A 24,355-nucleotide genomic window follows, 5' to 3' on the forward strand; every position below is an offset into this window, starting at 1 on the left:
GCCGGTGCCGGGAGCGACCTCCCGCACCGGCCTGTCCTTCGGAGCTTGCCATGCGTCTGCTGCTGATTTGGCTCATCAATGCCATTGCACTTCTCGTTTTGCCGCACGTTGTGTCGGGCATTCAGCTCAAGGGCATCGGGACGGCCCTGGTCGTTGCGATCGTGCTCGGCCTGATCAACGCGTTTCTCCGGCCGTTGCTCGTCGTGCTGACGTTGCCGGTCACGGTGCTCACGCTCGGGTTGTTCATCTTCGTGATCAATGCGCTGTTGTTCTGGCTGGCGGCGCATGTCGTCAAGGGCTTTGAAGTCTCGGGCTTCTGGGCGGCGCTCTTCGGCTCGCTGCTGTATAGCCTGATCTCGTGGATTCTGTCGGCGCTGGTGTTCGGCGGCGACCGCGCTACCAACGTGTAACGGTCGACGCGTCGTCGTCGACCTTGTATTGCAGGAAATTCGCTGTCATGTCGCAAGCCCTTCGTGCCGATCAAGCCCTCGTCGCCCGAGGCTTGGCCGCATCGCGCACCGCCGCGCAACGTCTGATCGATGCCGCACGTGTTTATTACGCGGGCACCGAAACGGCCGTGAAGAAAGCCAGCGAGGTTGTGGCGAGCGACGAAGATCTGGAAGTACGTGCCGCCGCCGACGGCCTGCCCGGCGAGGACCGCTACGTGTCGCGAGGCGGGTTGAAGCTGGCGGGCGCGCTGGCGCAAACGCGGCTCGACGTCACCGGCCGCGTCGCGCTCGACGTCGGGTTGTCGACCGGCGGTTTTGCCGACTGCCTCTTGCAGGCGGGGGCGGCGCGGGTGGTCGGGGTCGACGTCGGTCACGGGCAACTGCATCGACGACTGGCGCGCGAGCCGCGGCTCGTGTCGCTCGAAGGGATCAACGCGCGGCATCTGTCGCGTGAGACGCTCGATGCGCGTCTGGCACAGCAGGCGGCGGAGGGCGGCGCACAGGGCGAACCGGCGTCGACGATGGCGGCTGTTCCCGAGGCAGGCTTTGACCTGATCGTCGGGGATGTGTCGTTCATTTCGCTCACACTGGTGTTGCCGGCCGTGGCGCCGCTGCTGGGCGCGACCGGCGATTTGCTGATGCTGGTCAAACCGCAGTTCGAAGTGGGGCGTGAGCACATTGGCCGCGGCGGCCTGGTGCGAGATGCCGCGCAGTATGCGCAAGTGGAGACAAAAATCCGCGCCGCCTGTGAGACGTTGGGACTGACGGTAGCCGCATGGCTCGACAGTCCTATCGCTGGCGGTGACGGCAACCGGGAGTTCTTCGTGCACGCGACGCGCGCGGCATGAACGACTCTCTCGATAATAGAACGATCATGACGCAACCTTCCTTCAGTTTCGAATTCTTCCCGCCCAAGACGGCGGAGGGCGCGGAGAAGCTGCGCGCCACGCGCCAGCAACTCTTCCCGCTCGGCCCCAAGTTTGTCTCGGTGACGTTCGGTGCCGGCGGCTCCACGCAGCAGGGTACGCTCGATACGGTTGTCGAAATCCAACGCGAAGGCGTGGAAGCGGCCCCCCACCTTTCTTGCGTCGGTTCGACCAAGGACAACATCCGCGAGATTCTGCAGACGTATCGCCAACACGGCATCCGCCACATCGTGGCGCTGCGCGGCGATCTGCCGTCGGGAATGGGGGAGATCGGCGAGTTTCGTTACGCGTCGGAGCTGGTCGAGTTCATTCGTGCCGAAACCGGCGAATGGTTCCACATCGAGGTGGCGGCCTACCCGGAGTACCATCCGCAGGCGAAGTCGCCGCGCCTGGACCTCGAGCATTTCGCCCACAAGGTGAAGGCGGGGGCGAATGCGGCCATCACGCAATACTTCTTCAATGCGGATGCCTATTTCCGTTTCGTCGACGATGCATCGCGTCTCGGTGTCGACGTGCCGATCGTGCCGGGGATCATGCCGATCACGAACTATTCGCAAATGATGCGCTTCTCGGAGATGTGCGGTGCTGAAGTGCCGCGATGGATTGCCAAGCGTCTCGAAGGCTTTGGCGACGATCGCGACTCGATCCGCGCCTTCGGGCTCGATGTGGTGACGGCGCTATGCGAACGGCTGCTCGCGCAGGGCGTGCCCGGATTGCACTTCTATACCCTCAACGCGGCGTCGGCCACCAAGGCGATGTGGCAGCGACTCGGTCTGTAACGCGTCGCGAAATCGTTGGCCGAACGGTGGGCGGATGGGAAGTCAATTCTAATCACAATTCAGTGATTTCCTAATCAAAAACACCACAAATAGGCGGTTTGCTAGGGATTTGGCGTGTTGTGGCACGGGGGAAGCTTCAGTAATATCCCCGGTAGGCTCGGCGACAGACCGTTGCCGGGCATCACACCCGATCCCGAGGAGCCTATGAAACAGACTCACACCCTGCGTTTGCTTTTGGCTGCGACGTTGCTTGCCGGTGTGGCCGTGATCCGGCCCGCCGCAGCTGTCGAAATCCCGAACAAGACCCTCGTGTACTGCTCCGAGGGCAGCCCGGTCGGCTTCGATCCGGGCCAGCTCACTACCGGCACCGATTTCGATCCTGCCGACGCCATCTACAATCGCCTGATCGCGTTCAAGCCGGGCGAGACGGGCGTGATGCCCTCACTCGCGGAGTCGTGGGACATCTCGCCGGACAACAAGATCTACACATTCCATCTGCGCAAGGGCGTCAAGTTCCACACCACGGAGTACTTCAAACCCACGCGCGATTTCAATGCCGAGGATGTGAAGTTCACCTTCGATCGCATGGGCGATCGCGACATGCCCTTCCGCAAGGCCTATCCGACGGAGTTTCCGTATTTCGTCGACATGGGTCTGCAGGCTGATATCGACCACATCGAGGTCGTTGATCCGTACACCGTTCGCTTCGTGCTGAAGAAGGTCGACGCCCCGTTCCTTCAGAACCTGGCGATGCCGTTCGCATCGATCCTCTCGAAGGAGTACGCCGACAAGCTGCTCGCGGCGAACAACGCTCGCGATATCGCGCTCAAGCCGGTCGGTACCGGGCCGTTCATCTTCCGCAGCTATACGAAAGATGCCACGCTGCGCTTCGATGGCAACAAGGAATACTGGAACACGAGTCTGCCGCCGAAGGTCAGCAAGCTGATCTTCGCGATCACGACCGACGCCAACGTTCGCATTCAGAAGCTCAAGCGCAACGAATGCCAGATCACGACCTACCCGCGCCCGGCCGATGTCGATGCGATCAAGGCCGAGATCGCGGCGCAGGGCAAGGCGTCGAAGCTCAAGATGCCGGACCAGGTCGGCTTCAACCTCGGCTACGTGGCGTACAACGTGCAGAAGAAGCCGCTCGATCGTGTGGAAGTGCGCCAGGCACTCGACATGGCGATCAACAAGAAGGCGATTCTCCAGTCCGTCTATGGCTCGGCCGGACAGTTGTCGAACGGCGCACCGATGCCGCCGACGCAGTGGTCCTACGACAAGAACATCAAGTCGGCTGGCTACGACCCGGAGAAAGCCCGTGCGCTGCTTGAGAAGGCGGGCGTGAAGAACATGGAAATCACGCTGTGGGCCATGCCGGTGCAACGTCCGTATAACCCGAACGGCAAGCTCATGGCCGAGATGATTCAGGCCGACTGGGCAAAGATCGGCGTGAAGGCCAATATCGTCACGTACGAGTGGGGTGAGTACATCAAGCGCGCCAAGGCGGGTGAGCACGACGCGTTGCTCATTGGCTGGACCGGCGACAACGGCGACCCGGACAATTGGCTCGGCGTGTTGCTCGGCTGCGATTCGGTCAACGGCAACAACTTCTCGAAGTGGTGCTACAAGCCGTTCGACGATCTCATCAAGCAAGCACGCCAGACCACGGACGTCGCCTTGCGCACGAAGCTCTACACGCAGGCACAGGAGATCTTCGCGCAACAACTGCCGTTCTCGCCCATCGCGCACTCCACGCAGTACAAGCCGATGGCCACGAACGTGAAGGGCTTCAAGCTGAGCCCGTTCGGCCGCAACAGCTTCATTGGCGTATCGCTGGAGTAAGGCACCCGGCGGGCGCGTTGATGACCGCATCCGGCTGACGCCGGGTGTCGGTCGCTATCTGTCGCCGTCCGTCGTCATCCCGGTATCACGCAGGCAGACTCGGCCGCCGCGCCCGAGTCCGCCTGCCGCAACAGGACAAAGGATCGTCCATGATTGATTCACGCGGCATAGCGCCATCCGTCCCCGCACAGGGGATGGGCGGTGCGCGAAGCCCCCACGGAAACCTCCTATGCTGAGATTCGTCATGAGACGACTGGGCATGGTGATCCCGACGTTCATCGGCATCACCGTCCTGGCGTTCGCGCTCATTCACCTGATTCCCGGCGATCCGATCGAAGTGCTCGTGGGCGAGCGAAATCTCGACCCGGTCATGCACGCCGAGGCGATGAAGCGCCTGGGTCTCGATCAGCCGCTCACCACGCAATATTTCGTCTATCTGAAGCACGCGGCGCAAGGCGACCTCGGGCGCTCCATCGTCACCAACGAGGGGGTGCTTCACGAGTTCTTCGCCCGCTTTCCCGCGACGCTCGAACTTGCCCTGTGCGCAATGATCTTCGCGCTCGCAGTCGGCTTGCCCGCCGGCGTGGCGGCGTCGCTGCGGCGCGGCAAAATGCTCGACCACACCACGATGGGCGCGGCCCTCACGGGCTACTCCATGCCGATTTTCTGGTGGGGCCTGCTGCTCATCATGTTCTTCTCCGTCTACCTGCAATGGACGCCCGTCTCCGGCCGCATTGGCGTGGAGTACGATGTGCCGCACGTCACCGGCTTCATGCTCATCGACACATTGCTCTCGGGCGACGAAGGGGCGTTCAGTTCCGCGGTGAGTCATCTGATTCTGCCCACCATTGTGCTCGGCACCGTGCCGCTCGCGGTGATTGCCCGAATGACGCGCTCGGCAATGCTCGAAGTGCTTCGCGAGGACTACATCCGTACGGCGCGTGCGAAGGGACTCTCCCCGTGGCGCGTGATCGTCGTGCATGCGTTGCGCAATGCGCTGATTCCGGTCATCACCGTGATTGGTCTGCAAGTCGGCGCGCTGCTCGCCGGTGCGGTGCTGACCGAGAACGTGTTCTCGTGGCCCGGCATCGGCAAATGGCTGATCGATGCCATTCTGCGACGCGACTATCCGGTGGTGCAGGGCGGCATTTTGCTTATCGCAACGGGCGTGATCCTGGTCAACCTGCTGGTCGACGTGCTCTATGGCGTCGTCAACCCGCGCATCCGGCACTGAGGGACGTCAATCATGAGCGATACACCGGCTACGCTGCCGCCCCCCGCCGCCGTGACGGCCACACCTCGTGCGCGGTTGTTCCGGGAGTTCCTGCGCAGCTTCACCGCGAACCGTGGTGCAACGGCCGCGGCCATCGTGCTGTTGTCGATGTTCGTGGCGGCGATCTTCGCGCCATGGATCGCGCCGCACAGCCCCATCGAGCAATATCGCGACTTCGTGAAGATTCCGCCCGCCTGGTTCGACGGCGGCAAGCTTCAGTTCCTGCTCGGGACCGACGAGGCCGGCCGCGACATTCTTTCGCGTCTGATCTATGGCGCACGCCTGTCGTTCTGGATCGGTCTGTCGTCGGTGGTGCTCTCGCTGATTCCGGGCATTCTGCTGGGGCTGCTGGCGGCATTCTTCCCACGCTGGCTCGACACGCCGATCATGCGGTTGATGGACATGATGATGGCGTTGCCGTCGCTGTTGCTGGCCGTGGCCGTGGTCGCCGTGATCGGCCCGGGCCTCGCCAACACGACCATCGCCATCGCGATCGTGACGTTGCCGGCGTATGTGCGTTTGACGCGCGCAGCGGCGATTGGCGAGTTGCAGCGCGAATATGTCATTGCCTCGCGCATGGCCGGGGCGGGCACGCTGCGACTGATGTTCTCGACGGTGTTGCCGAACTGCGCGGCGCCGCTCATCGTGCAGGCCACGCTGAGTTTCTCGGTGGCCATTCTCGATGCGGCGGCGCTCGGCTTTCTTGGCCTGGGCGTGCAACCGCCGCTCGCCGAGTGGGGCTCGATGCTTGCCTCCGCACGCGACTACATGGAAAGTGCCTGGTGGATTGTGACGCTGCCGGGACTTGCGATCGTCATCTCGGTGCTCGCCATCAACCTGGTCGGCGACGGCCTGCGCGACGCACTTGACCCCAAATTGAAGCGAATCGCATGAGCCTGCTCTCCATTCGAAATCTTTCGGTCGACTTCGACGGCGCACGCGCGGTCGAGGGCATTGACCTCGATGTCGGCCAGGGTGAGATTCTTGGCGTGGTCGGCGAATCCGGTTCGGGCAAGAGTGTGACGATGCTCGCGCTCATGGGGCTGGTCGACGCGCCAGGCCGCGTACGTGCCGATGAAGTACGCTTCGACGGACGCGATCTGCTGCGCGCGTCGTCGCGCGAGCGGCGCGGCATCGTCGGCCGCGACGTGTCGATGATCTTTCAGGACGCGCTTTCCAGCCTGAATCCGAGCTACACCGTTGGCTATCAGATCGCCGAGGTGTTGCGCCGCCACATGGGGCTGCGCGGACGTGCGTTGCACAATCGCGTCGTCGAGTTGCTGGAGCAGGTCGAAATTCCCGATGCCGCGAACCGGGTCGGCGCGTATCCGCATCAGCTCTCCGGCGGAATGAACCAGCGGGTGATGATTGCGATGGCGATTGCCTGTCGCCCGAAGCTGCTCATTGCCGACGAGCCGACCACCGCGCTCGACGTCACCATCCAGGCGCAGATCATGGCCTTGCTGCTGCAATTGCAGAAGGATCACGGCATGGCGCTCGTGCTGATCTCCCATGATCTCGCCGTCGTGGCCGAAGTCGCGCACCGGGTGGCCGTCATGTATGCGGGGCAGGTGATCGAAAACCAGCAGGTGCCGGCGCTGTTCGATGCCCCGCATCATCCCTACACGGAGGCGTTGCTCGCAGCGATTCCCGAGCACAACCGGGGCGTGCGGCGACTGCGTACGTTGCCGGGCATGGTGCCGGGGCGCGACGATCGGCCGACGGGCTGTCTGCTTTCGCCGCGTTGTCCGTATGCCGACGACCATTGCCGCACGGTGCCCCCGGCGTTGCAGCCCTACGTCGGGCCGAACGCTTCGGGCTCGCCCCAGGTGCGATGCTTCAAGCCGCTGCCGCATGCGTTGGCGGAAGAACGCACGACAGGAGGTGCGCAATGAGTGAAACCGTTTTCGCGACACCTCCGGGAGTGCCGCAGGCCCCGGACGCACATGAAGCTGACCGCGGCGGCAGCCGCGTGGTGCTCGCCGCGCACGATTTGACGCGCTTCTACGCCGTCAATCGTGGCTTCATGCGCCCACAGGCCACGGTCAAGGCACTCAACGGCGTGTCGTTCTCGCTGGCCGCCGGTCGTACGCTGGCCGTGGTCGGTGAGTCGGGGTGCGGCAAATCGACGCTGGCGCGGGTGCTGACGTTGATCGAAGCACCGACGTCCGGCAGACTCGTGGTCGACGCGACCGAGACCACGGCGGCGTCGGCGGGGGCGCTGGCGCCGCTGCGCACGCGGATCCAGATGGTGTTCCAGAACCCGTATGCGTCGCTCAACCCTCGCAAGACGGTGGGGCAGGCGCTCGACGAGCCGCTGTCCATCAACACCTCGGCGAGCCGTGCCGAACGCGGCGAGACGATCGCGGCGATGATGCGCACGGTGGGGCTGCGTCCGGAACATGTGGCGCGCTATCCGCACATGTTCTCTGGCGGGCAGCGGCAGCGGGTGGCGATTGCCCGGGCGATGATCCTGTCGCCGGCCATCGTGGTCGCGGACGAGCCGGTTTCGGCCCTGGATGTCTCAATTCAGGCACAGATCCTGAATCTTTTCATGGATTTGCAGGACCGATACGCGACGAGTTACGTATTCGTGTCGCATAATCTCGCCGTGGTCGAGCATGTGGCCGACGACGTCATGGTGATGTATCTCGGCCGCGCGGTCGAACACGGCCCCAAGGCCGCCGTGTTCGGCAAGCCGCTGCATCCGTACACCAAGGCGCTGATGTCGGCGACGCCGGCGATCAAGGCCGCCGAGCGGCGCGTGAAGATGGCGCTGACCGGCGAGTTGCCCTCGCCGCTGCGGCCACCGCCGGGGTGTGCGTTTGCACCGCGCTGTCCGTACGCGATAGACCGTTGCCGCGAAGAAGTGCCGCAACTGCGCAAGCTCGACGGGCGTCTGGTGGCGTGCCATCGGGTTGAAGACATTGAGGGATGACGAGATTGGGTGGACCACCACGCGCGACGCATGTGAGTCGGGGCGCTGCATTGGCCGGCTGGCTGCTCGGTTGCCTGCTGATGACGTTCGCCATCACGCTGGACGCGGCGTCGATCGTAACGCCGCAAGCCGTGGCGCCGCGAACGTTGCCGCTGGTCGTGCCCGAGCCGGGCGAATCGCCGCCCGGCGCCAATCTCCCGTTTTACGAAGCCCGCAAGGGCGACATGACCATCTACGTGATGGGCACCCTGCACGTCGGCAAGCCGGACGACTACCCGTTTCGCAAAGTCGTGGTCGATGCGCTGCGCGTGTCGTCGGTGGTGGCATTCGAGTTGTCGCCCGACGACCTGACGATGTCCCAGGACGACGTGCAGAAGTACGGCATGTGCTCACGCGCCTGTCTGCCGAGGCTTATCCCGGGGGCGCTGTGGCGTAAGCTGCGCGCGCGTCTCAAGGGCAATCCGGCGATGCTGGCCGAGATTCGTCACATGCGTCCGTGGCTGGCGGCGCTGCTCGTCGAGACGCTGGATTCGATGGGGGCCGATCTGCAAACGGAGTACGGCACCGAGAACCAGTTGGAGAACATCTATCGCGGGCGCATCGTCGGTCTCGAATCGCTGGCGGAGCAGATGGATGCCTTCACCGGACTGACGTCGGCTCAGCAAAACGAACTGCTGGCGCAGGAGCTGGTGCTCACACCCAAGACCGCCACGGCGCAGGTAGAGGAGTTGCACCGTCTGTGGCGGGCCGGGGATGCCGAGCTGGTGTTCGACTGGTCTCAGGGCAAGGCGGCGCAAGTGCGGCGCAACGTGGCACTGGCCGACGCGATCGACGAGCGCATTCTGTACTCGCGCAATCGGCGTTTTCTGGCGCGCATGCTGTTTCTGGCGGACCCGGGCAAGCCGGTCTTCGTCGCCATCGGCACGCTCCATCTCGGCGGCCCGCATGGGGTGCTGCAACTGCTGCGGGAGCATGGGTTTTCCGTGGCGCAGCGGTAGTCTGAAACGGACCTGAGACAGGCGGGCGATCCGGCTAGGAATCGCCCGAGAAACAAGCCCACCCGATTGACTCCCCCATCCCTGACGATTAATTTGGTCACACTCGTGTGAGTGGCCCCCCGCCCAAATCCTTGTCAGGAGCCACGATGCCAATTGTCGATCAAAGCGCCGATCTTGCCGTGCGCCAAGCGCCGGCGCATGCCATTCCTTCCACGCCTTTTGAGCCATCCGAGCCGGTTGAGCCCGTTGAGCGCATAGAGCATTACGCGCTCAGCGTTGAAGAAGAGGCGCAGATCCTCTACGAAGCAACGATCCGCGGACTTGCCGACGTAGCCGCCGGCCGCAAGCTGCCCAGCGAAGTCGTAAAGACCGGATGCTCCGTCGACCTCAATGAAGCGTATTTCGAGTTCCCGCATGACCCCAGCGAGATCCACGTCGACGAGTTTGTGGGCATCCTACTGGGGCTGCGGGACGCCGACGCCGGCCGCACGGTACCCGATGAGGTGGTCAGCGCCGAGGCTGAGGCGTGGAGACGGAGCGTTCTGAAACGGCTGTGATTGCAACGATCCAATGGTCAAAGCATGCCCAAAGGGATCGCACCATCGCCAGGATGTCGCTGGAGAATTTCAACCTCCACGTCGCCCTCGATTTTGAGGATTCGCTGAAACGCGCAGTGAAAACACTGCGCTCGTTTCCTGCCATTGGTCGTCCCGGGCGCTTACCCAATACCCCAGAACTTGTTTCTCACAAGCGATACCGAATCATTTACCGTCTAAAGGAGAACAAAGTCACCATTCTCAAATTACACAACGTCAGTCGTCCCTGGCCTCCCAGGGACTACCCATTCCACGACTGACGTATCCCCGGCCGGCCGCTTCGTGCATGACCTCAAGCCAGCATCCCCCGTGCCTCGATAAAACGGATGATCTCCTGAAGGCCTTTGCCTTCCCTCATGTTCCCCATGACGAACGGACGCATGCCGCGCATCTTTTGCGTATCCGACCGCATGATGTCCAGCGATGCCCCGACGTAGGGGGCGAGATCGGTCTTGTTGATGACGAGGAGATCGGACTTGGTGATGCCGGGGCCGCCCTTGCGCGGAATCTTCTCGCCACCGGCCACATCGATCACGTAGATCGTGAGATCCGAGAGTTCGGGACTGAACGTGGCCGCGAGGTTGTCGCCACCCGATTCGATGAAGACCACGTCGGCGTCAGGAAAGCGTTCGAGCATGCGTTCGACGGCCTCGAGGTTGATCGATGCATCCTCCCGGATGGCCGTGTGCGGGCAACCGCCGGTCTCGACGCCAAGGATGCGCTCGGGCGCCAGCGCGCCGGCCACCGTGAGCAGGCGCTGGTCCTCTTTCGTATAGATGTCGTTGGTGATGACGACGAGATCGTAGCGCTCGCGCATGGCTTTGCAGAGCATCTCGGTCAGGGTGGTCTTGCCGGAGCCGACCGGGCCTCCGATGCCGACACGCAGCGGCGGATTCTTCTTGGTACGACGGGCGTTGGCAGAAGTCGTCATGGCGAATGTCGTGAGTGGCGGAAAAAAGGAAAGATGACGAAATGACGAAATGACGAAAATCGTGGACGCGACGTATCGCGTCTCACGAACGGAACAAGCGTGAATACTGTGTTTCGTGACGCGACGCGAGAATGGCGAGCGCCGGGGAAAAGGTATTGATCCGGTCATCCGGCAACGACGCGGCTCGATGCGCGGCATCGACCACACGAGGGCGCAATGCCACGATGACCCGTTGCGCGGCCAATTGTCCGAGCGGCACGGCTTTGAGCGCGCCGGCCACCTGATTCTCGAGCCAACTGAACGCGTAAGCGACGAGCGTGTCCAGCAGCGGAGCGCCATGCGTCAGCGCCGCAAAGGCGAAGGCCGTTGGCAACGCGATCGGACGCAGCGAGGACAGGTGTTCGCGCTGTATCGGATTCCCCCATTCGAGGGAGATCGCCAGTTGCGTGAGCGACCAGCCCATCTGCTCGGTTTCCGCACGCAACTCGGCCGCCTCGCGCGTGGCGAGTAGCCATTCGTTCACACGGGTGAGCGACGCGACATCGCCCGCTTGCCAGTGGCGCCACTGTCTGGCGAGCAGGGCCATCTCGCCGGTCGTGAATACGCCGTCGAGCTGGCTGGCAATCCAGCGCTCGGCGCTCGGGGCATCGTGGATGATGCCATGTTCCACCGCGGCTTCGAGCCCTTGTGAATAGCTGAACGCGCCGATGGGCAGCGCCGGCGATGCGAGATGCAGCAGCGCCGCGAGTGACTGCAACGACGCGGTGGCAACCGGTTCAGCGAGAGGACTGGCCAGACTTGCCGTCATCGGTCGGACTCACAGGGAAAGGCGCATTGCCGGTAGTGGTGCTGTCCGGCGTATGGGAGTGGTCATGCCCGCAATCGGGGCCGTGAACATGGGCATGGCCGTGATGATCGTCGTGAGCGTGCGAGTGCGCGCAATCCGGGCCATGCGCGTGAACCGCCGCGTGATCGTGATGGCACCCCGGGCCGTGAACATGGCCGCGATCATGGTCATGATCGTGCCCGTGCCCGTGCCCGTGCCCGTGCCCGTGCCCGTGCCCGTGCCCGTGCCCGTGCCCGTGATCATGCTCATGCTCGTGCGAATGTCCATGATGCTCATGGAACACGCGCTGGGCGAGCGCCATGTCTTCGGCGAAGGTCGCATCGTGACCATGCTTGTGGCCGCCGCCATAGGCACCCGCTTCGGGTTCGAACGGCATCAAGGCTTCGGCTACGTCGACGTCGAGTCGCAGCAACATGTCGCGCAGCACCGGGTCGTATTCGAGCTTGAGATAACCATCGCCCACTTCGACAGGCGTATGCCGATTGCCGAGATGGTATGCCGCGCGGGTCAGCGCGAGCGGCGTGGCGGCCGTGACGAGCAGCACCGTCTCGGGGGCGGCTTCCACGCGAATGAGACCGCCGTCGTCGGCCACGAGCCCGTCACCGCCGCGCAGCACGGTGCCACGCGGCAGGAACAGGGCGACGTCTTCGCCGGTCTCCAGCGTGGCGCGCAGGCGGCTCTTGCTGCGCGCATCGAACGGCAACACGAGCGCCGGGGCACGCCGCATGAGCGGCGCAGCCAGGCGTCCGGCCTCGAGGCGTTTCTCGACGCGGCGCAGCGTCGTGGGAGGGGCGGCGTTATCTGCCGGGTGGGGCGATTCGGGGGCTTGCGACATAGCTCAGAAGAGGAAGTAACGTTGCGCCATCGGCAGCACGCTCGCAGGCTCGCAGGTCAGCAACTGCCCGTCGGCGATGACCTGATAGGTCTCGGGGTCGACGCTGATATGCGGCAGCCAGTCGTTGTGGATCATGTTGGCCTTGGTCACCTGCCGGATATTGCGCACCGGCACGATGCGCTTGGCCAGTCCATAGCGGCCGGCCACGTCGCCATCGTACGCCGCCTGCGACACAAACGTGAGCGACGTGCGCGCCAGCGCCCCGGCGCGCGCGCCGAACATTTCGCGATAGTGCACCGGCTGAGGCGTCGGGATGGACGCGTTCGGGTCCCCCATGAGCGCTGACGTAATCATGCCGCCCTTGAGAATCAGCGACGGCTTCACGCCGAAGAACGCCGGTTCCCACAGGACCAGGTCGGCCCATTTGCCGACCTCCACCGAGCCGATCTCATGGGCCATGCCGTGTGTGATCGCCGGGTTGATCGTGTACTTCGCCACGTAGCGCTTGACGCGGAAGTTGTCGGCCTGCGCCGAGTCGGTGCCGAGCGCGCCGCGCTGCACCTTCATCTTGTGCGCCGTCTGCCACGTGCGCATGACGACCTCGCCGACGCGCCCCATGGCCTGAGAGTCCGACGAGATCATCGACAGTGCGCCAAGGTCATGCAGGATGTCTTCGGCGGCAATCGTTTCGCGGCGAATGCGCGATTCGGCGAACGCAATGTCTTCCGCGATGGCCGGATCGAGGTGATGGCAGACCATCAACATGTCGAGATGCTCGTCGAGCGTGTTGATGGTGTACGGCCGCGTCGGGTTGGTGGACGACGGCAGCACGTTCGCCTCGCCGCACACTTTGAGAATATCCGGTGCGTGACCGCCCCCGGCGCCCTCGGTGTGGTACGTGTGGATCGTGCGGCCCTTGATGGCCGCAACGGTGGCTTCGACGAAGCCGCCCTCGTTGAGCGTGTCGGTGTGGATGGCGACCTGCGTATCGGTCGCATCGGCCACCGACAGGCAGGCGTCGATGGCGGCCGGCGTGGAGCCCCAGTCTTCGTGCAGCTTCAGGCCGATCGCGCCGGCCTCGATCTGCTCCATCAGCGGGGCGGGCTGGCTGACGTTGCCCTTGCCGAGAAAGCCGAGGTTGATCGGCCAGCCGTCGGCCGCTTGCAGCATGCGCTCCAGGTGCCACGGCCCCGGCGTGCAGGTGGTGGCGTTCGTGCCGGTCGCCGGCCCGGTGCCGCCGCCGAGCAGCGTGGTCACGCCGGACGAGAGCGCCTCGTCGATCTGTTGCGGGCAAATGAAGTGGATGTGCGAGTCGATGCCGCCTGCCGTGACGATCATGCCTTCGCCGGCGATCACTTCCGTCGCGCCGCCCAGTGGAATGGTCACGCCGGGCTGGATGTCCGGATTGCCCGCCTTGCCGATGCCCCAGATCCGGCCGTCCTTGAGTCCGATGTCGGCTTTGACGATGCCCCAGTGGTCGATGATGACGGCATTGGTGATGACGGTATCCACGACGTCGGCACGCGTGCGCTGCGATTGGCCCATGCCGTCGCGAATCACCTTGCCGCCGCCGAACTTCACTTCTTCGCCGTAGATCGTATAGTCGCGCTCGATCTCGACGATGAGTTCCGTGTCGGCGAGCCGCAGCCGGTCGCCCGTCGTGGGGCCGAACATTTCCGCATAGGCGCGGCGTGAAATCTTCATAGCGCCCCCATCACGCGACCCGCGAAGCCGAAGACGCGGCGGTCCCCCGCCAACGCGACCAGTTCGACCGTGCGTTGCTGCCCCGGCTCGAAGCGCACCGCGGTGCCGGACGCAATGTTCAGGCGAAAGCCGCGCGTCGCTTCGCGGTCGAATTGCAGCGCGTCGTTGACTTCGTAGAAGTGAAAATGCGAGCCGATCTGGATCGGGCGATCGCCGGTGTTGGCAACGCTCACGCTGAGGGTCGGGCGACCCTCGTTCAGCGTGACGTCACCTGCGGCGGGCAACAGTTCTCCGGGAATCATGAGCGTCTCTTGGAGGAATTGAAGGATGCGCGCAACCTTGGCCGTTCAGGCCGCCGCGACGAGCAGCGCCGCGCCGTAGGCGAGCACGCCCGCGCCGAGCACGCGCGGCAACCACGCGGTACGGCGACGCAGCGCAACGCCGGCCACGATGCCCAGACTGTGCAGCACGCCGGTCGCGAGCAGAAAGCCGGCCATGTAATGCATGGCGCTCGCCTCGACCGGCAATTCCGCACCGTGAGCCACCCCATGGAAGATCGCGAACGCGCCGACGACAGCAGCCCCCGCTGCGGCGGGTAGCTTCGCGCGCGTCGCGAGCATGAGTCCCAGCACGAGCAGCGAGACGGCAATCATCGGCTCGACGCCCGGCAGCCCCGCGCCATACGCCATGCCGAGTAACCCGCCTGCAGCAAGCATGGCGACGAAAGCCAACGGGGCGAGCCAGACACGTTTCGACGTGAGCGCACTCCACAAGCCAACCACGATCATGGCGCAAAGGTGATCGGCGCCGGTGAGCGGATGCACGAAACCTGCGACGAAACTGCCCGCCGCGTCATGGCCCGGATGACCGGGGTGCGCGAGCGCCAGACTCGAAGCGGCGAGCAGCGCGAGGCCAGTCGTCACACGCACGACGCGAGGGTACGTGCGACCGGGGGCCGGGGAAGCATCCGCCGCGTACGCGACGGTCACTTCATGGGCATCACGGGCAATAGGGAGGCGAGCCACTGACATGAGACGTCCTTAAGATGGGGTTGTCGACGACAGAGAATCGAATGCGAAGCGAAGGACAAGGGTGACCGAGAACGAACGGCGATGAGGGCCACCTTCGTACGCTCGGCATTCCGCGCGTGCGTCCTTCAGGGAATCGGGTGGTGCACGGTGACGAGCTTGGTGCCGTCCGGAAACGTGGCTTCGACCTGAATGTCCGGAATCATTTCGGGCACGCCTTCCATCACGTCGTCGCGCGAGAGCAGCGTGGTGCCGTAATGCATCAGGTCGGCCACGGTGCGTCCGTCGCGCGCGCCTTCCATGAGGGCGGCGCTGATGAAGGCCACGGCCTCCGGGTAATTCAGTTTCAGCCCGCGCGCACGCCGACGTTCGGCGAGCAAGGCGGCGGTGAAGATGAGCAACTTGTCTTTTTCGCGCGGAGTGAGCTTCATCGTGAACGGGGGGGAACGTCAATGCGAAAGGGTCGTGGGGCGGTCGCCGTTGCCGCACATCATAGGCGCACGTTCTTGTCCGCGCCACTGGGTTTTGCCGCCTGCGTGGCACGCACCAAAACTGTGCGAAACGACGCGGCGGCAGGTGTCGGTCATCGGCGTCGTCATTGGCAGAGAAAGCGCTGCAATTCTGGTGTCGACGGCTGCGTGAAGAGGGTTTCCGGCGCGCCGGACTCCCAGATCTTGCCCTGATGCATGAACACCACGCGGTCCGACACATGACGGGCGAAGCGCATCTCGTGCGTGACGAGAATCAGCGTCATGCCTTCGGCGGCGAGGTTTTCGAGCACCCCCAGCACTTCGGCGACCAACTCGGGATCCAGTGCCGAGGTGATCTCGTCGCACAGCATCACGGCCGGACGCATGGCGAGCGAGCGGGCGATCGCCACACGCTGCTGTTGACCGCCCGAGAGCTGCGATGGATAGCTGTCGAACTTGTCGGCCAGTCCCACCTTATCGAGCATGGCGCGGGCAACGTCGCGCGCTTCGGCGCCCGGCGTCTTCTTCACCACCTTCTGCGCGAGCATCACGTTCTCGCCGGCCGACAGATGCGGAAACAGGTTGTACTGCTGGAACACCATGCCGACTTTCAGACGCAATGCGCGCAGATCGGTGTCGCGCGCTCCGACGTGCACGCCCTCCACGGCGACACTGCCCGCGTCGAACCGCTCCAGGCCGTTGAGCGTGCGCAGCAATGTGCTCTTGCCCGACCCGCTCTTGCCGATGATCGACACGACCTGGCCGCGCTCGACGTCCAGATCGATGCCCTTGAGCACGGGGGTTTCGCCGAAGCGCTTTTGCATGCCCCTGACTTCAATGAGCGACATGGAGTTTCCTTTCGAGATGACGCGCCCACAGCGACAGCGGATAGCAGGCAGCAAAGTAGAGCAGCGCGACGAGGCCGTACACGGTGAACGGCTGGAACGTCGCGTTGGTGAGCATGGTGCCGGTCTTGGTGAGTTCGTCGAAGCCGATGATCGACGCGAGCGCCGTGCTCTTGACGACCTGCACCGAGAAGCCGACCGTGGGCGCGATGGCAATGCGCAGTGCCTGCGGCAAGATCACGTGACGCAGTTGCTCGCCGTATCGCATGGCGAGACTCGACGAGGCTTCCCATTGGCCGTGCGGAATCGCGTCGACGCAACCGCGCCAAATCTCCGTGAGATAGGCGCTCGTGTAGAGCGTGAGGCACACGGCCGCCGCGACCCAGGGCGAGACGTCGAGACCGAGCAGCGGCAAGCCGAAGAACACCAGGAACAACTGCATGAGCAGCGGCGTGCCCTGGAACACTTCGATATACAGCGCCACGGCGCGTGCTGCCCAGGAAACGCGTCCAACGCGCACGACAAGCAACATCAGGGCGACGCCGCCGCCGCAGACGAAGGCGATGGCCGACAGGGCGAGCGTCCAGCGGGCTGCCAGCAGCAGGCCGTGCAACATGTCCCACGTCGAGAACTCGATCATCGGGCACCTGCCTTGACGTTGACCGTGCCGCGAAAGAGGCGCCGTGCGCAGCGCGTCAGCACACGGCGCAGTGCGATCGCGAGCGCGAGGTACACGGCGGTGACGATCAGATAGCTCTCGAACGCCCGGAACGTGCGCGACTGCACGAAGTTGGCGGCGTATGACAGATCGGGCACGGAGATCTGCGAGACGACGGCCGACCCCAGCATCACGATCACGATCTGGCTGGCGAGTGCGGGGAACACCTTGGCAAACGCCTGCGGCAAGATCACATGACGCAGGATCTGGCCGCGCGTCATGGCGAGCGACAGTCCCGCTTCGGACAGACCGCGCGGCACCGCTCGCATGCCGGCGCGAATGATCTCGGTGGCGTACGCGCCCAGGTTCACGCTCATGGCGAGCACGGCGGCGGTCGTCTCGTCGATATGAATGCCAAGACTCGGCAGTCCGAAGAAGATGAAGAAGAGCTGCACAATGAACGGCGTGTTGCGGATCAGCTCGACGTACAGCCCGGTAATGGCTTTGAGCCACACCGCGCCTTCCTCGCGGGCGACGGCGCACAGCGCGCCGAGGCTCACGCCCGCGACCGTGGACACGGCCGTGAGCACAACCGTCAGCGCGGCGCCGCGCACGAAGAGCATCAGGTATTGCCGCAGATCGGCAAAATCGAGAACGTAATGCATGTGAAGCCGGTGAGGAGTCGCGAGGGGCGGGATGTCAAGATCAGAGATTCGTCGGCAGCGGCATGCCGAGCCACTTCTGCGAGACGTTGCTCAGCGCGCCATCTTTCTTCGCCGCGGCGAGAATCTCGTTGACCTTGGCGAGCAGCCGCGGCTCGTTCTTGTTCAGGCCGACGAAGCACGGCGAGTTCTTGATGAGAAACTTCGGCTCCGGCAACTTGGGCGGGTGCTTGGCGAGAATGGCCGCAGCCACGACGTTGCCCGTGGCGACCAATTGCACCTGCCCGGACAGGAACGCCGAGATCGTGCCGTTGTTGTCTTCGAAGCGCTTGATCGTGACGTCGGCCGGGGCGATCTTCGAGAGTTCGAGGTCTTCGACGGCGCCGCGCGTCACACCGACGGTCTTGCCCGACAGGTCGGCGGGCTTGGACACCGCGAGATCCTTGGGTCCGAACACGCCGTTGTAGAACGGCGCATACGCTTGCGAGAAATCGATGACCTTCTCGCGCTCGGCGTTCTTGCCGAGGCTGGAGATCACCAGGTCGGCCTTGTTCGTCGTGAGGTAGGGGATGCGGTTGGCGCTCGTCACCGGCACCAGTTCCAGCTTCACGCCCATGCCCTTGGCGAGCAAGGCGGCAGCGTCGATGTCGTAGCCGACCGGCTTCATGTCGGCGCCGATCGAACCGAACGGCGGGAAGTCTTGCGGCACGGCTACGCGCAGGGTGCCACGCTTGATGATGTCGTCGAGTCCGTCGGCATGCGCGCTGCGCGGCACGGCCACGGCGAAGACGGTGATTGCGCTCACGGCCAGCATCAGCGTGGTGAAAGCGCGACGGGCCCGTGCGCGTGCGCCGAGCGTGGCGGCAACGGTGTCGTGAGAGAAGGCACTACGAATGAACGGCAGCATAGAGGCAACCTCGTGGATCGGGGGGCGAAGCATTCCGGTAACAGGAGTGTTCCGGCGGCCGGCACATCTGGTCTGACCGGTCGATACAGTGATCTAGCAGGAATCGTGCCCGGCAATGCTTCAGGTCACGGGGCTGATGGGATGGGGCGCACGCACGCGCAACGTGCCGTGCCGACGGCTACGGCGACAGCAATGGCGACGACAACGGTAAGTGGCGAAAACGGGGAGGGAAGCCCAGCATTGGTGCGAATTCGGGCCGGAGAGGATGACGCGGCAGCGCGCGCGTCACCGTTATGGTGCGTGTGGTGTGTGTGACGGGAGGGAAGCCGTCTCACGTCGCCCAGAGTCGCAGCGGCTCGGCGGGCACGCCGTGAACGAGCGGGCGCAGCGTCAGCCAATGCGAGACCAGCAACCGCCGTACCGTCTCCATGTCGTAGCCGAGCACGCGCACCACGAGCACGTTGCCCGGCAGGCACGTGATCCCCGCGCGCAGCGTGTCGTCGAACGGCAGGCCTTGGGCGAGCGACTCGGCCAGCTCGCGTGTGCAAGCGGCACCGACGGCCCACAGCGTGGCGAAGATGGGGAAACCCGCCAGCGCGGTGGTGCCGGTGCGTTGCGCATCGTCGGCGTCGAGCACGGCCTGCTCCGCCCACAGCAGACGATCCGTCGCATCGCGTAGTTCGAAGCGCGCGCGCCATTGACCGTGCGTCCACTGCTCGCCCGCCGCCTGACGGCCGAGCAGCGTGGCGTCCCAGCCGATGACGGACGCGTTCTCGCCAAGCTTCACGGTGATGCACTGGCGCGCATCCGCATGCTCGAACACGATGTTCTCGAGCGGCAGCCAGTCGAGCTTCGCGCCGTCGCGTACGGTGAGGCTGATGTCCTGCGTCCCGAATCGGCCTTGCGACTTGTACCACTTGGTCGCCCCTGGCGTGGTCAATACGGCGTGCGCGTTGGGACCGACCTCGACGTCGATGGACAGCGTGTCGCCGCCCGCAATCCCGCCGGGCGGATGTACGACAACGGCATGACAAATGCCGGGGCCTTCCGGATGAAGTGACTTCTGGACGACGAGCGGGCCGTGGTGGCGTCGCGTGGCGAGAACGGTGCGCGCTTCCTGACGGGCGAAGCCGAGCGTCAGCGCGGCGTGCCAGCCGGCGCTGGGCGTGTGCGGAGAATTCATGAAAATCGTTCGGCAATGGATGGCGCGAATCTAGCACGCGCCGACCGTGCGCGACATCGAAACCTGCCGTCTCTGTCTCACACGGCCACCTGATGCCGTACGCCGTCGGCTTCCATGTCCTTGCCGAGGCCGCTCGCCACGATGGCGCCCCGACTCATCACGCGATAGTGATCCGCGAGTTGCAGGGCAAAGTCGTAATACTGCTCGACCAGCAATACCGTCATGCCGCGTTCGTCGACCAGACGCCGCAATGTTGTCCCGATGTCCTTGATGATCGACGGTTGAATGCCTTCGGTCGGCTCGTCGAGGATCAGCAGTTGCGGGTCGCTCATGAGCGCGCGTCCAATGGCAAGTTGCTGTTGTTGCCCGCCGGACAGATCGCCGCCGCGCCGCTGCTTCATATCGCGCAATACGGGGAACAGTTCGTAGATGTGCTCGGGCACGCCGCGCTTGGCCTCGCGCGCGGGACGGCTCGCCGCACCGATCAACAGATTCTCTTCGACGGTGAGACGCGGGAAGATCTCGCGTCCTTGCGGCACGTACGCCAGCCCATGCGCCACGCGCGCATACGGGGGGGCTGACGTCAGGGCAGTGCCGCGCCACGCGATGCTGCCCGACTTCACCGGCACCACGCCCATGAGGCACTTGAGCAGTGTGGTCTTGCCCACGCCGTTGCGCCCGAGCAGCACGGTGAGCTGGCCGTCGGGCACGGTGAACTCCACGTTGCGCAGAATGTGGCTGCCACTGTAGTACTGATTGAGTGCGTGAATTTCCAACATGGTCAGCGTCCCAGATACGATTCGATCACGCGCTCGTCGCGTTGCACGACATCGAGCGTGCCTTCCGCCAGCACCCGCCCTTCGGCCATCACGGTCACGAGTCCCGTCTCGCCGGCGAGCGCGGCGACGAACGCCATGTCGTGCTCGACCACCATCATCGAACAATGCCCGCGCAGCCGGTTGAGCAACTCGGCGAGCTGCGCGGTCTCTTCGTCGGTCATGCCGGCGGCGGGTTCGTCGAGCAGCAAGAGTTGCGGTTGCTGCATGAGCAACATGCCGATCTCCAGGCGCTGCTTCTGGCCGTGCGACAACTGTCCCGCACGCACATGGGCCTGATGCTCCAGGTGCGTGAGCGTGAGCACTTCCTCGATGCGGCGTCGCATGGTCGGCGTGAGCATGTCCCATAGGGCGCGGAACCAGCGTTTGTCGCCCGCACACGCGAGTTCGAGGTTCTCCCACACGCTGTGATGTTCGAACACCGTCGGTTTCTGGAACTTGCGGCCCACGCCCGCCTGCGCGATGGCCGGCTCGTCGAGCCGGGTGAGGTCGAGCGTCTGGCCGAGGAAGGCGCGGCCGGCGTCGGGGCGGGTCTTGCCCGTCACGACGTCCATCATCGTTGTCTTGCCCGCGCCGTTCGGGCCAATGATGCAGCGCAGCTCGTCGGTCTTGATCGCCAGCGACAGGTCGTTGAGGGCGCGAAAGCCGTCGAACGATACGGAGATGTTCTCGAGGTAGAGGATAAGACCGTGCGACGTGTCGATCTCGCCCGGCACCACGAGATGCGACATCCCGGTAGGGTCGCCGCTGACGGTGACGGATGCATCGGGGGCGTCGGCGATTTGCCAACTGATGTCGATGTCGGGTCTCATGCGCGGTCTCCGGTGGCGGGGTGCGGCGCATCGCCTTCGGCGGCGGCCGGCGCGTGTGGCGTGCGCTTGCGGGACAGTTGTGCGACGAGGCCGATCACGCCCTGCGGCAGCAGCAGGGGCACGAGCACGAACATCGCGCCGAGGAAGAACAGCCAGTACTCGGCGAAGTACGCCGTGAAGAAGCTCTTCGCACCGTTGACGAGGAACGCACCGGCAATCGCGCCCACGAGCGAGCCGCGTCCGCCGATGGCGACCCAGATGGCCATCTCGATGGAGTTGACCGGCGCCATCTCGCTCGGGTTGATGATGCCGACCTGCGGCACGTAAAGCGCGCCCGCAATGCCGCACAGCATGGCGGACAACGTCCACACGAACAGCTTGTAGCTCAGCGGCCGGTAGCCGAGGAACATGGCGCGCGATTCGCCGTCGCGAATGGCCGTGACCACACGGCCGAACTTCGAGACGACCAGCGCGCGGCACAGCACGAAGGCACCGATCAGTACGACGAACGTCACGAGGAACAACACCGTGCGCGTGGTTGCCGACGTGATCGAGTAGCCGAGAATGCGCTTGAAGTCGGTGAAGCCGTTGTTGCCGCCGAAGCCGGTTTCGTTGCGATAGAAAAGCAGCATGGCGGCGAACGTGAGCGCCTGCGTGATGATCGACAGGTACACCCCCTTCACGCGTGAGCGGAAGGCCAGATACCCGAAGAGCCACGCGACCACGCCGGGCAGTGCCACGACGAGAAACATCGCCCAGGCGAAATGCTCGGTGCCGGTCCAGTACCAGGGGAGCGACTTCCAGTCGAGAAACACCATGAAGTCGGGCAAGTTGCTGTGATACACGCCGTCGCGCCCGATGCCGCGCATCAGGTACATCCCCATGGCATACCCGCCGAGCGCGAAGAACAGGCCGTGGCCCAGGCTCAGGATGCCGCAATAGCCCCACACCAGATCGAGCGCGAGCGCCGCAATTGCGTAGCACATGATCTTGCCCACGAGCGTCATCGCGTAGGCCGACAGATGCAACGGGTGCGTGGCCGGCAGCACCAGGGCGCAAACCGGCACGAGAATCGTCACCGCCAGCACGAACGCGAACAGCAAGGGCGCGACATGCTTCGGCAGGAGCCGGGCGCGCGGCGGCACGTCCAGCGAGATCGAAGGGGCGATCCCTTCGGGCAGGAAGTTCGACGTCTGCATTCAGGCCTCCGCGCTGCGCCCTTTGAGCGCAAACATGCCCTGCGGGCGTTTCTGGATGAACAGCACGATCAGGATCAGCACGGCGATCTTGGCGAGCACGGCACCCCACACCGGTTCGAGCAGCTTGTTGGCGATGCCCAGGCCGAACGCACCGACGATGGTCCCGGCCAGTTGTCCCACGCCGCCCAGCACCACGGCCATGAACGAGTCGATGATGTAGCTCTGCCCGAGGTCCGGGCCGACGTTGCCGATCTGCGAGAGCGCGCATCCGCCCAGTCCGGCAATGCCCGCGCCAAACGCGAAGGCATAGCTGTCGACGCGTCCCGTCTTCACGCCGACGCAGGCGGCCATCGACCGGTTCTGCGTGACGGCGCGAATGAACAGCCCCAGGCGCGTGAGGTTGAGCACCGACCAGGTGAGCGCCACGACCACCAGCGCGAATATCAGGATCGCGATGCGGTTATACGGCAACATCAGGTTGGGCAGTACGGCGACGCCGCCGCTCATCCACGAGGGATTGATCACTTCCACGTTCTGCGCGCCGAACAGCGTGCGCACGCCCTGGATCATGAGCAGGCTGATACCGAACGTCGTGAGCAGCGTTTCGAGCGGGCGGCCGTACAGATGCTTGATGACGGTGCGCTCCAGCACGAAGCCGAGGAAGGCCGCCACAAGGAAGGCGGCGGGCACGGCGGCGACCAGGTAGGCGTCGAACGCCCCCGGCAGGAAGCGCTGAAAGAGTGTCTGCACCACATACGTGGCGTACGCGCCGACCATCAGGAATTCGCCGTGCGCCATGTTGATGACGCCGATCAGGCCATAGGTGATGGCCAGGCCGAGCGCGGCGAGCAGCAGCACACTGCCGAGCGACAGACCGGCGAAAAGCGTGCCGAAGAACTCGCTGCGGCGCTGGGCGGCGGCCAGTTTCGTCAGGGCGATGTCGGCGGCGCTGCGCACGCTGGCGTCGGGTTCGGCATAGGTGCCGTCCGCTTGCTTCGCGACGATGGGCAGCAGCAGATCGCGCATCTGAGGGTCGCCCGCCGCGGCGATCAGATCGATGGCTTCACGACGCTTCTTCGCGTCGGTGTCGTGCAATGCCGTCTGTGCCCAGAGCTGGTCGAGCCGTTTGCGCAGCGTCGGATCGGTCTCCTTCTGGCGCGCCTGTTCGATGAGCGTCTTGAATGCGGGCGACGGGTTTTGCAGCATCGTGTCGATGGCTTGCGCCCGGGCGTCGTGATCGGGCGAGCGCAAGGCGCCGGCGGCGGCGGCCGTAGCGACCTTGGCGCGCAGCACGTTGTTGAGCGTGATCGATCCCGCGTTGTCGCCCTTGATCGGGGCGCCCGTGATCGGATCGAGGGTCTTCTCGCCGTCCTGGATGGCGAGGCGATCGCCCACGGTCACGACCGTGTCGTCGGCCAGCGCCTTGAGGAGTGCGGCGGCCTGCGGCGAGTCGTCGGACGCAAGATGATCGATGGCCTGCGACTTGGCGTCGAAGTCGTCGCCGGCCAGCGCCGTGAGGTCGGCGCTCGAGACGGCGGCATGGGCCAGGGAGGGAGTGGTCAGCGCGGCGCCCAGCGAGAGCAGGACAAGGGCGGCAGCGGTCCAGCGTCTTATCGTTATCATCAAAACCTCTG

Annotated in this window: 26 protein-coding genes and 1 pseudogene; 11 read left to right on the forward strand and 16 right to left on the reverse strand. The window is 64.7% G+C overall.

From position 1 onward, the window contains the following. Window positions 1–50 precede the first annotated feature (50 nt). The 11 genes from OYT13_RS01185 (at window position 51) to OYT13_RS01235 (ending at window position 10,064) form a co-directional block, all read left to right on the forward strand. Window positions 51–410, forward strand: a complete 360-nt coding sequence (locus OYT13_RS01185) for a phage holin family protein (RefSeq protein WP_017234007.1) — start codon at window positions 51–53, stop codon at window positions 408–410. Window positions 411–457: 47 nt separating this feature from the next. Beyond that, entirely contained in the window at window positions 458–1,297 is an 840-nt protein-coding gene (locus OYT13_RS01190) for a TlyA family RNA methyltransferase (protein WP_261939384.1), read from the forward strand. A 26-nt stretch (window positions 1,298–1,323) separates the two neighbouring features. Next, window positions 1,324–2,154, forward strand: a complete 831-nt coding sequence (metF, locus tag OYT13_RS01195; protein WP_017234009.1) for a methylenetetrahydrofolate reductase [NAD(P)H] — start codon at window positions 1,324–1,326, stop codon at window positions 2,152–2,154. 204 nt (window positions 2,155–2,358) lie between these two features. Further along, window positions 2,359–3,999: an ABC transporter substrate-binding protein gene (locus OYT13_RS01200; protein ID WP_017234010.1), complete on the forward strand. Its 1,641-nt coding sequence runs from the start codon at window positions 2,359–2,361 to the stop codon at window positions 3,997–3,999. A gap of 229 nt (window positions 4,000–4,228) precedes the next feature. Next, a complete protein-coding gene (locus OYT13_RS01205; RefSeq protein ID WP_017234011.1) occupies window positions 4,229–5,233 on the forward strand; it encodes an ABC transporter permease subunit in 1,005 nt (334 codons plus the stop codon). 12 nt (window positions 5,234–5,245) lie between these two features. Further along, window positions 5,246–6,166, forward strand: coding sequence for an ABC transporter permease subunit (locus OYT13_RS01210; protein ID WP_017234012.1), 921 nt, complete (start codon window positions 5,246–5,248; stop codon window positions 6,164–6,166). Further along, window positions 6,163–7,167, forward strand: a complete 1,005-nt coding sequence (locus tag OYT13_RS01215) for an ABC transporter ATP-binding protein (protein WP_261939383.1) — start codon at window positions 6,163–6,165, stop codon at window positions 7,165–7,167. The genes OYT13_RS01210 and OYT13_RS01215 overlap by 4 nt, the downstream gene beginning before the upstream one ends. After that, window positions 7,164–8,210 (forward strand): peptide ABC transporter ATP-binding protein, encoded by a 1,047-nt coding sequence (locus OYT13_RS01220; protein ID WP_083902301.1) that lies wholly within the window; start codon window positions 7,164–7,166, stop codon window positions 8,208–8,210. Before OYT13_RS01215 ends, OYT13_RS01220 begins: the two co-directional genes overlap by 4 nt. A 32-nt stretch (window positions 8,211–8,242) precedes the next feature. After that, the gene (locus OYT13_RS01225; protein WP_150562112.1) at window positions 8,243–9,208 is read left to right on the forward strand and encodes a TraB/GumN family protein; all 966 of its coding nucleotides are present in this window, start codon (window positions 8,243–8,245) and stop codon (window positions 9,206–9,208) included. Between the two features lie 146 nt (window positions 9,209–9,354). Further along, entirely contained in the window at window positions 9,355–9,765 is a 411-nt protein-coding gene (locus tag OYT13_RS01230; RefSeq protein ID WP_017234016.1) for a hypothetical protein, read from the forward strand. Next, on the forward strand, window positions 9,762–10,064 hold the full coding sequence (locus tag OYT13_RS01235) for a type II toxin-antitoxin system RelE/ParE family toxin (protein ID WP_268567156.1): 303 nt from the start codon (window positions 9,762–9,764) through the stop codon (window positions 10,062–10,064). The genes OYT13_RS01230 and OYT13_RS01235 overlap by 4 nt, the downstream gene beginning before the upstream one ends. Window positions 10,065–10,096: 32 nt before the next feature. On the opposite strand, the gene ureG is transcribed toward OYT13_RS01235, so the two are convergent. The 16 genes and pseudogenes from ureG to urtB form a co-directional block, all read right to left on the reverse strand. Next, complete coding sequence (gene ureG, locus OYT13_RS01240) at window positions 10,097–10,735, reverse strand: urease accessory protein UreG (protein WP_017234017.1); 639 nt, start codon at window positions 10,733–10,735, stop codon at window positions 10,097–10,099. Window positions 10,736–10,817: 82 nt separating this feature from the next. Next, window positions 10,818–11,543: an urease accessory protein UreF gene (locus tag OYT13_RS01245; protein ID WP_017234018.1), complete on the reverse strand. Its 726-nt coding sequence runs from the start codon at window positions 11,541–11,543 to the stop codon at window positions 10,818–10,820. A 139-nt stretch (window positions 11,544–11,682) separates the two neighbouring features. Then, window positions 11,683–12,360, reverse strand: a pseudogene (gene ureE / locus OYT13_RS01250) (urease accessory protein UreE); the annotation flags it as partial. 60 nt (window positions 12,361–12,420) lie between these two features. Then, window positions 12,421–14,121 carry an urease subunit alpha gene (gene ureC / locus OYT13_RS01255; protein ID WP_017234020.1) on the reverse strand — a complete coding sequence of 567 codons (1,701 nt, stop codon included), beginning with the start codon at window positions 14,119–14,121 and terminating at the stop codon, window positions 12,421–12,423. After that, entirely contained in the window at window positions 14,118–14,423 is a 306-nt protein-coding gene (locus tag OYT13_RS01260) for an urease subunit beta (protein WP_017234021.1), read from the reverse strand. The genes ureC and OYT13_RS01260 overlap by 4 nt, the downstream gene beginning before the upstream one ends. A gap of 45 nt (window positions 14,424–14,468) precedes the next feature. Further along, window positions 14,469–15,044, reverse strand: coding sequence for a HupE/UreJ family protein (locus OYT13_RS01265; protein ID WP_017234022.1), 576 nt, complete (start codon window positions 15,042–15,044; stop codon window positions 14,469–14,471). A 233-nt stretch (window positions 15,045–15,277) separates the two neighbouring features. After that, entirely contained in the window at window positions 15,278–15,580 is a 303-nt protein-coding gene (locus OYT13_RS01270) for an urease subunit gamma (protein WP_017234023.1), read from the reverse strand. 164 nt (window positions 15,581–15,744) lie between these two features. Then, window positions 15,745–16,467, reverse strand: a complete 723-nt coding sequence (locus tag OYT13_RS01275) for an amino acid ABC transporter ATP-binding protein (RefSeq protein WP_017234024.1) — start codon at window positions 16,465–16,467, stop codon at window positions 15,745–15,747. After that, entirely contained in the window at window positions 16,454–17,104 is a 651-nt protein-coding gene (locus OYT13_RS01280; RefSeq protein WP_017234025.1) for an amino acid ABC transporter permease, read from the reverse strand. Before OYT13_RS01280 ends, OYT13_RS01275 begins: the two co-directional genes overlap by 14 nt. Further along, complete coding sequence (locus OYT13_RS01285) at window positions 17,101–17,787, reverse strand: amino acid ABC transporter permease (RefSeq protein WP_017234026.1); 687 nt, start codon at window positions 17,785–17,787, stop codon at window positions 17,101–17,103. The genes OYT13_RS01280 and OYT13_RS01285 overlap by 4 nt, the downstream gene beginning before the upstream one ends. A gap of 40 nt (window positions 17,788–17,827) precedes the next feature. Next, window positions 17,828–18,598, reverse strand: coding sequence for a transporter substrate-binding domain-containing protein (locus tag OYT13_RS01290; RefSeq protein WP_039830361.1), 771 nt, complete (start codon window positions 18,596–18,598; stop codon window positions 17,828–17,830). Window positions 18,599–19,022: 424 nt separating this feature from the next. After that, window positions 19,023–19,874, reverse strand: a complete 852-nt coding sequence (locus tag OYT13_RS01295) for an urease accessory protein UreD (protein WP_268567157.1) — start codon at window positions 19,872–19,874, stop codon at window positions 19,023–19,025. A gap of 77 nt (window positions 19,875–19,951) precedes the next feature. Further along, window positions 19,952–20,653 carry an urea ABC transporter ATP-binding subunit UrtE gene (gene urtE / locus OYT13_RS01300; RefSeq protein ID WP_017234029.1) on the reverse strand — a complete coding sequence of 234 codons (702 nt, stop codon included), beginning with the start codon at window positions 20,651–20,653 and terminating at the stop codon, window positions 19,952–19,954. Between the two features lie 2 nt (window positions 20,654–20,655). Next, the gene (gene urtD / locus OYT13_RS01305; RefSeq protein ID WP_232424620.1) at window positions 20,656–21,441 is read right to left on the reverse strand and encodes an urea ABC transporter ATP-binding protein UrtD; all 786 of its coding nucleotides are present in this window, start codon (window positions 21,439–21,441) and stop codon (window positions 20,656–20,658) included. A 77-nt stretch (window positions 21,442–21,518) separates the two neighbouring features. Continuing rightward, window positions 21,519–22,721 carry an urea ABC transporter permease subunit UrtC gene (gene urtC / locus OYT13_RS01310; RefSeq protein WP_017234031.1) on the reverse strand — a complete coding sequence of 401 codons (1,203 nt, stop codon included), beginning with the start codon at window positions 22,719–22,721 and terminating at the stop codon, window positions 21,519–21,521. Beyond that, window positions 22,722–24,344: an urea ABC transporter permease subunit UrtB gene (gene urtB / locus OYT13_RS01315; protein ID WP_017234032.1), complete on the reverse strand. Its 1,623-nt coding sequence runs from the start codon at window positions 24,342–24,344 to the stop codon at window positions 22,722–22,724. It lies immediately after the preceding gene. Window positions 24,345–24,355: the final 11 nt, after the last annotated feature.

Origin of the sequence: Pandoraea sp. XJJ-1, from assembly GCF_026802345.1 — a bacterium.
Classification (GTDB): domain Bacteria; phylum Pseudomonadota; class Gammaproteobacteria; order Burkholderiales; family Burkholderiaceae; genus Pandoraea; species Pandoraea cepalis.

Excerpts from the sequence above, each read along its gene's own strand:
- OYT13_RS01190 (WP_261939384.1), top strand. The coding sequence starts at position 458 with ATGTCGCAAGCCCTTCGTGCCGATCAAGCCCTCGTCGCCCGAGGCTTG.
- metF (WP_017234009.1), top strand. The coding sequence starts at position 1,324 with ATGACGCAACCTTCCTTCAGTTTCGAATTCTTCCCGCCCAAGACGGCG.
- OYT13_RS01210 (WP_017234012.1), top strand. The coding sequence starts at position 5,246 with ATGAGCGATACACCGGCTACGCTGCCGCCCCCCGCCGCCGTGACGGCC.
- OYT13_RS01275 (WP_017234024.1), bottom strand. The coding sequence starts at position 16,467 with ATGTCGCTCATTGAAGTCAGGGGCATGCAAAAGCGCTTCGGCGAAACC.
- OYT13_RS01270 (WP_017234023.1), bottom strand. The coding sequence starts at position 15,580 with ATGAAGCTCACTCCGCGCGAAAAAGACAAGTTGCTCATCTTCACCGCC.
- OYT13_RS01260 (WP_017234021.1), bottom strand. The coding sequence starts at position 14,423 with ATGATTCCCGGAGAACTGTTGCCCGCCGCAGGTGACGTCACGCTGAAC.
- OYT13_RS01285 (WP_017234026.1), bottom strand. The coding sequence starts at position 17,787 with ATGCATTACGTTCTCGATTTTGCCGATCTGCGGCAATACCTGATGCTC.
- OYT13_RS01220 (WP_083902301.1), top strand. The coding sequence starts at position 7,164 with ATGAGTGAAACCGTTTTCGCGACACCTCCGGGAGTGCCGCAGGCCCCG.
- OYT13_RS01215 (WP_261939383.1), top strand. The coding sequence starts at position 6,163 with ATGAGCCTGCTCTCCATTCGAAATCTTTCGGTCGACTTCGACGGCGCA.
- urtD (WP_232424620.1), bottom strand. The coding sequence starts at position 21,441 with ATGTCGCATCTCGTGGTGCCGGGCGAGATCGACACGTCGCACGGTCTT.
- urtB (WP_017234032.1), bottom strand. The coding sequence starts at position 24,344 with ATGATAACGATAAGACGCTGGACCGCTGCCGCCCTTGTCCTGCTCTCG.
- OYT13_RS01205 (WP_017234011.1), top strand. The coding sequence starts at position 4,229 with ATGCTGAGATTCGTCATGAGACGACTGGGCATGGTGATCCCGACGTTC.
- OYT13_RS01230 (WP_017234016.1), top strand. The coding sequence starts at position 9,355 with ATGCCAATTGTCGATCAAAGCGCCGATCTTGCCGTGCGCCAAGCGCCG.
- ureC (WP_017234020.1), bottom strand. The coding sequence starts at position 14,121 with ATGAAGATTTCACGCCGCGCCTATGCGGAAATGTTCGGCCCCACGACG.
- OYT13_RS01280 (WP_017234025.1), bottom strand. The coding sequence starts at position 17,104 with ATGATCGAGTTCTCGACGTGGGACATGTTGCACGGCCTGCTGCTGGCA.
- OYT13_RS01290 (WP_039830361.1), bottom strand. The coding sequence starts at position 18,598 with ATGCTGGCCGTGAGCGCAATCACCGTCTTCGCCGTGGCCGTGCCGCGC.
- OYT13_RS01185 (WP_017234007.1), top strand. The coding sequence starts at position 51 with ATGCGTCTGCTGCTGATTTGGCTCATCAATGCCATTGCACTTCTCGTT.
- ureG (WP_017234017.1), bottom strand. The coding sequence starts at position 10,735 with ATGACGACTTCTGCCAACGCCCGTCGTACCAAGAAGAATCCGCCGCTG.
- urtE (WP_017234029.1), bottom strand. The coding sequence starts at position 20,653 with ATGTTGGAAATTCACGCACTCAATCAGTACTACAGTGGCAGCCACATT.
- OYT13_RS01245 (WP_017234018.1), bottom strand. The coding sequence starts at position 11,543 with ATGACGGCAAGTCTGGCCAGTCCTCTCGCTGAACCGGTTGCCACCGCG.
- urtC (WP_017234031.1), bottom strand. The coding sequence starts at position 22,721 with ATGCAGACGTCGAACTTCCTGCCCGAAGGGATCGCCCCTTCGATCTCG.
- OYT13_RS01200 (WP_017234010.1), top strand. The coding sequence starts at position 2,359 with ATGAAACAGACTCACACCCTGCGTTTGCTTTTGGCTGCGACGTTGCTT.
- OYT13_RS01295 (WP_268567157.1), bottom strand. The coding sequence starts at position 19,874 with ATGAATTCTCCGCACACGCCCAGCGCCGGCTGGCACGCCGCGCTGACG.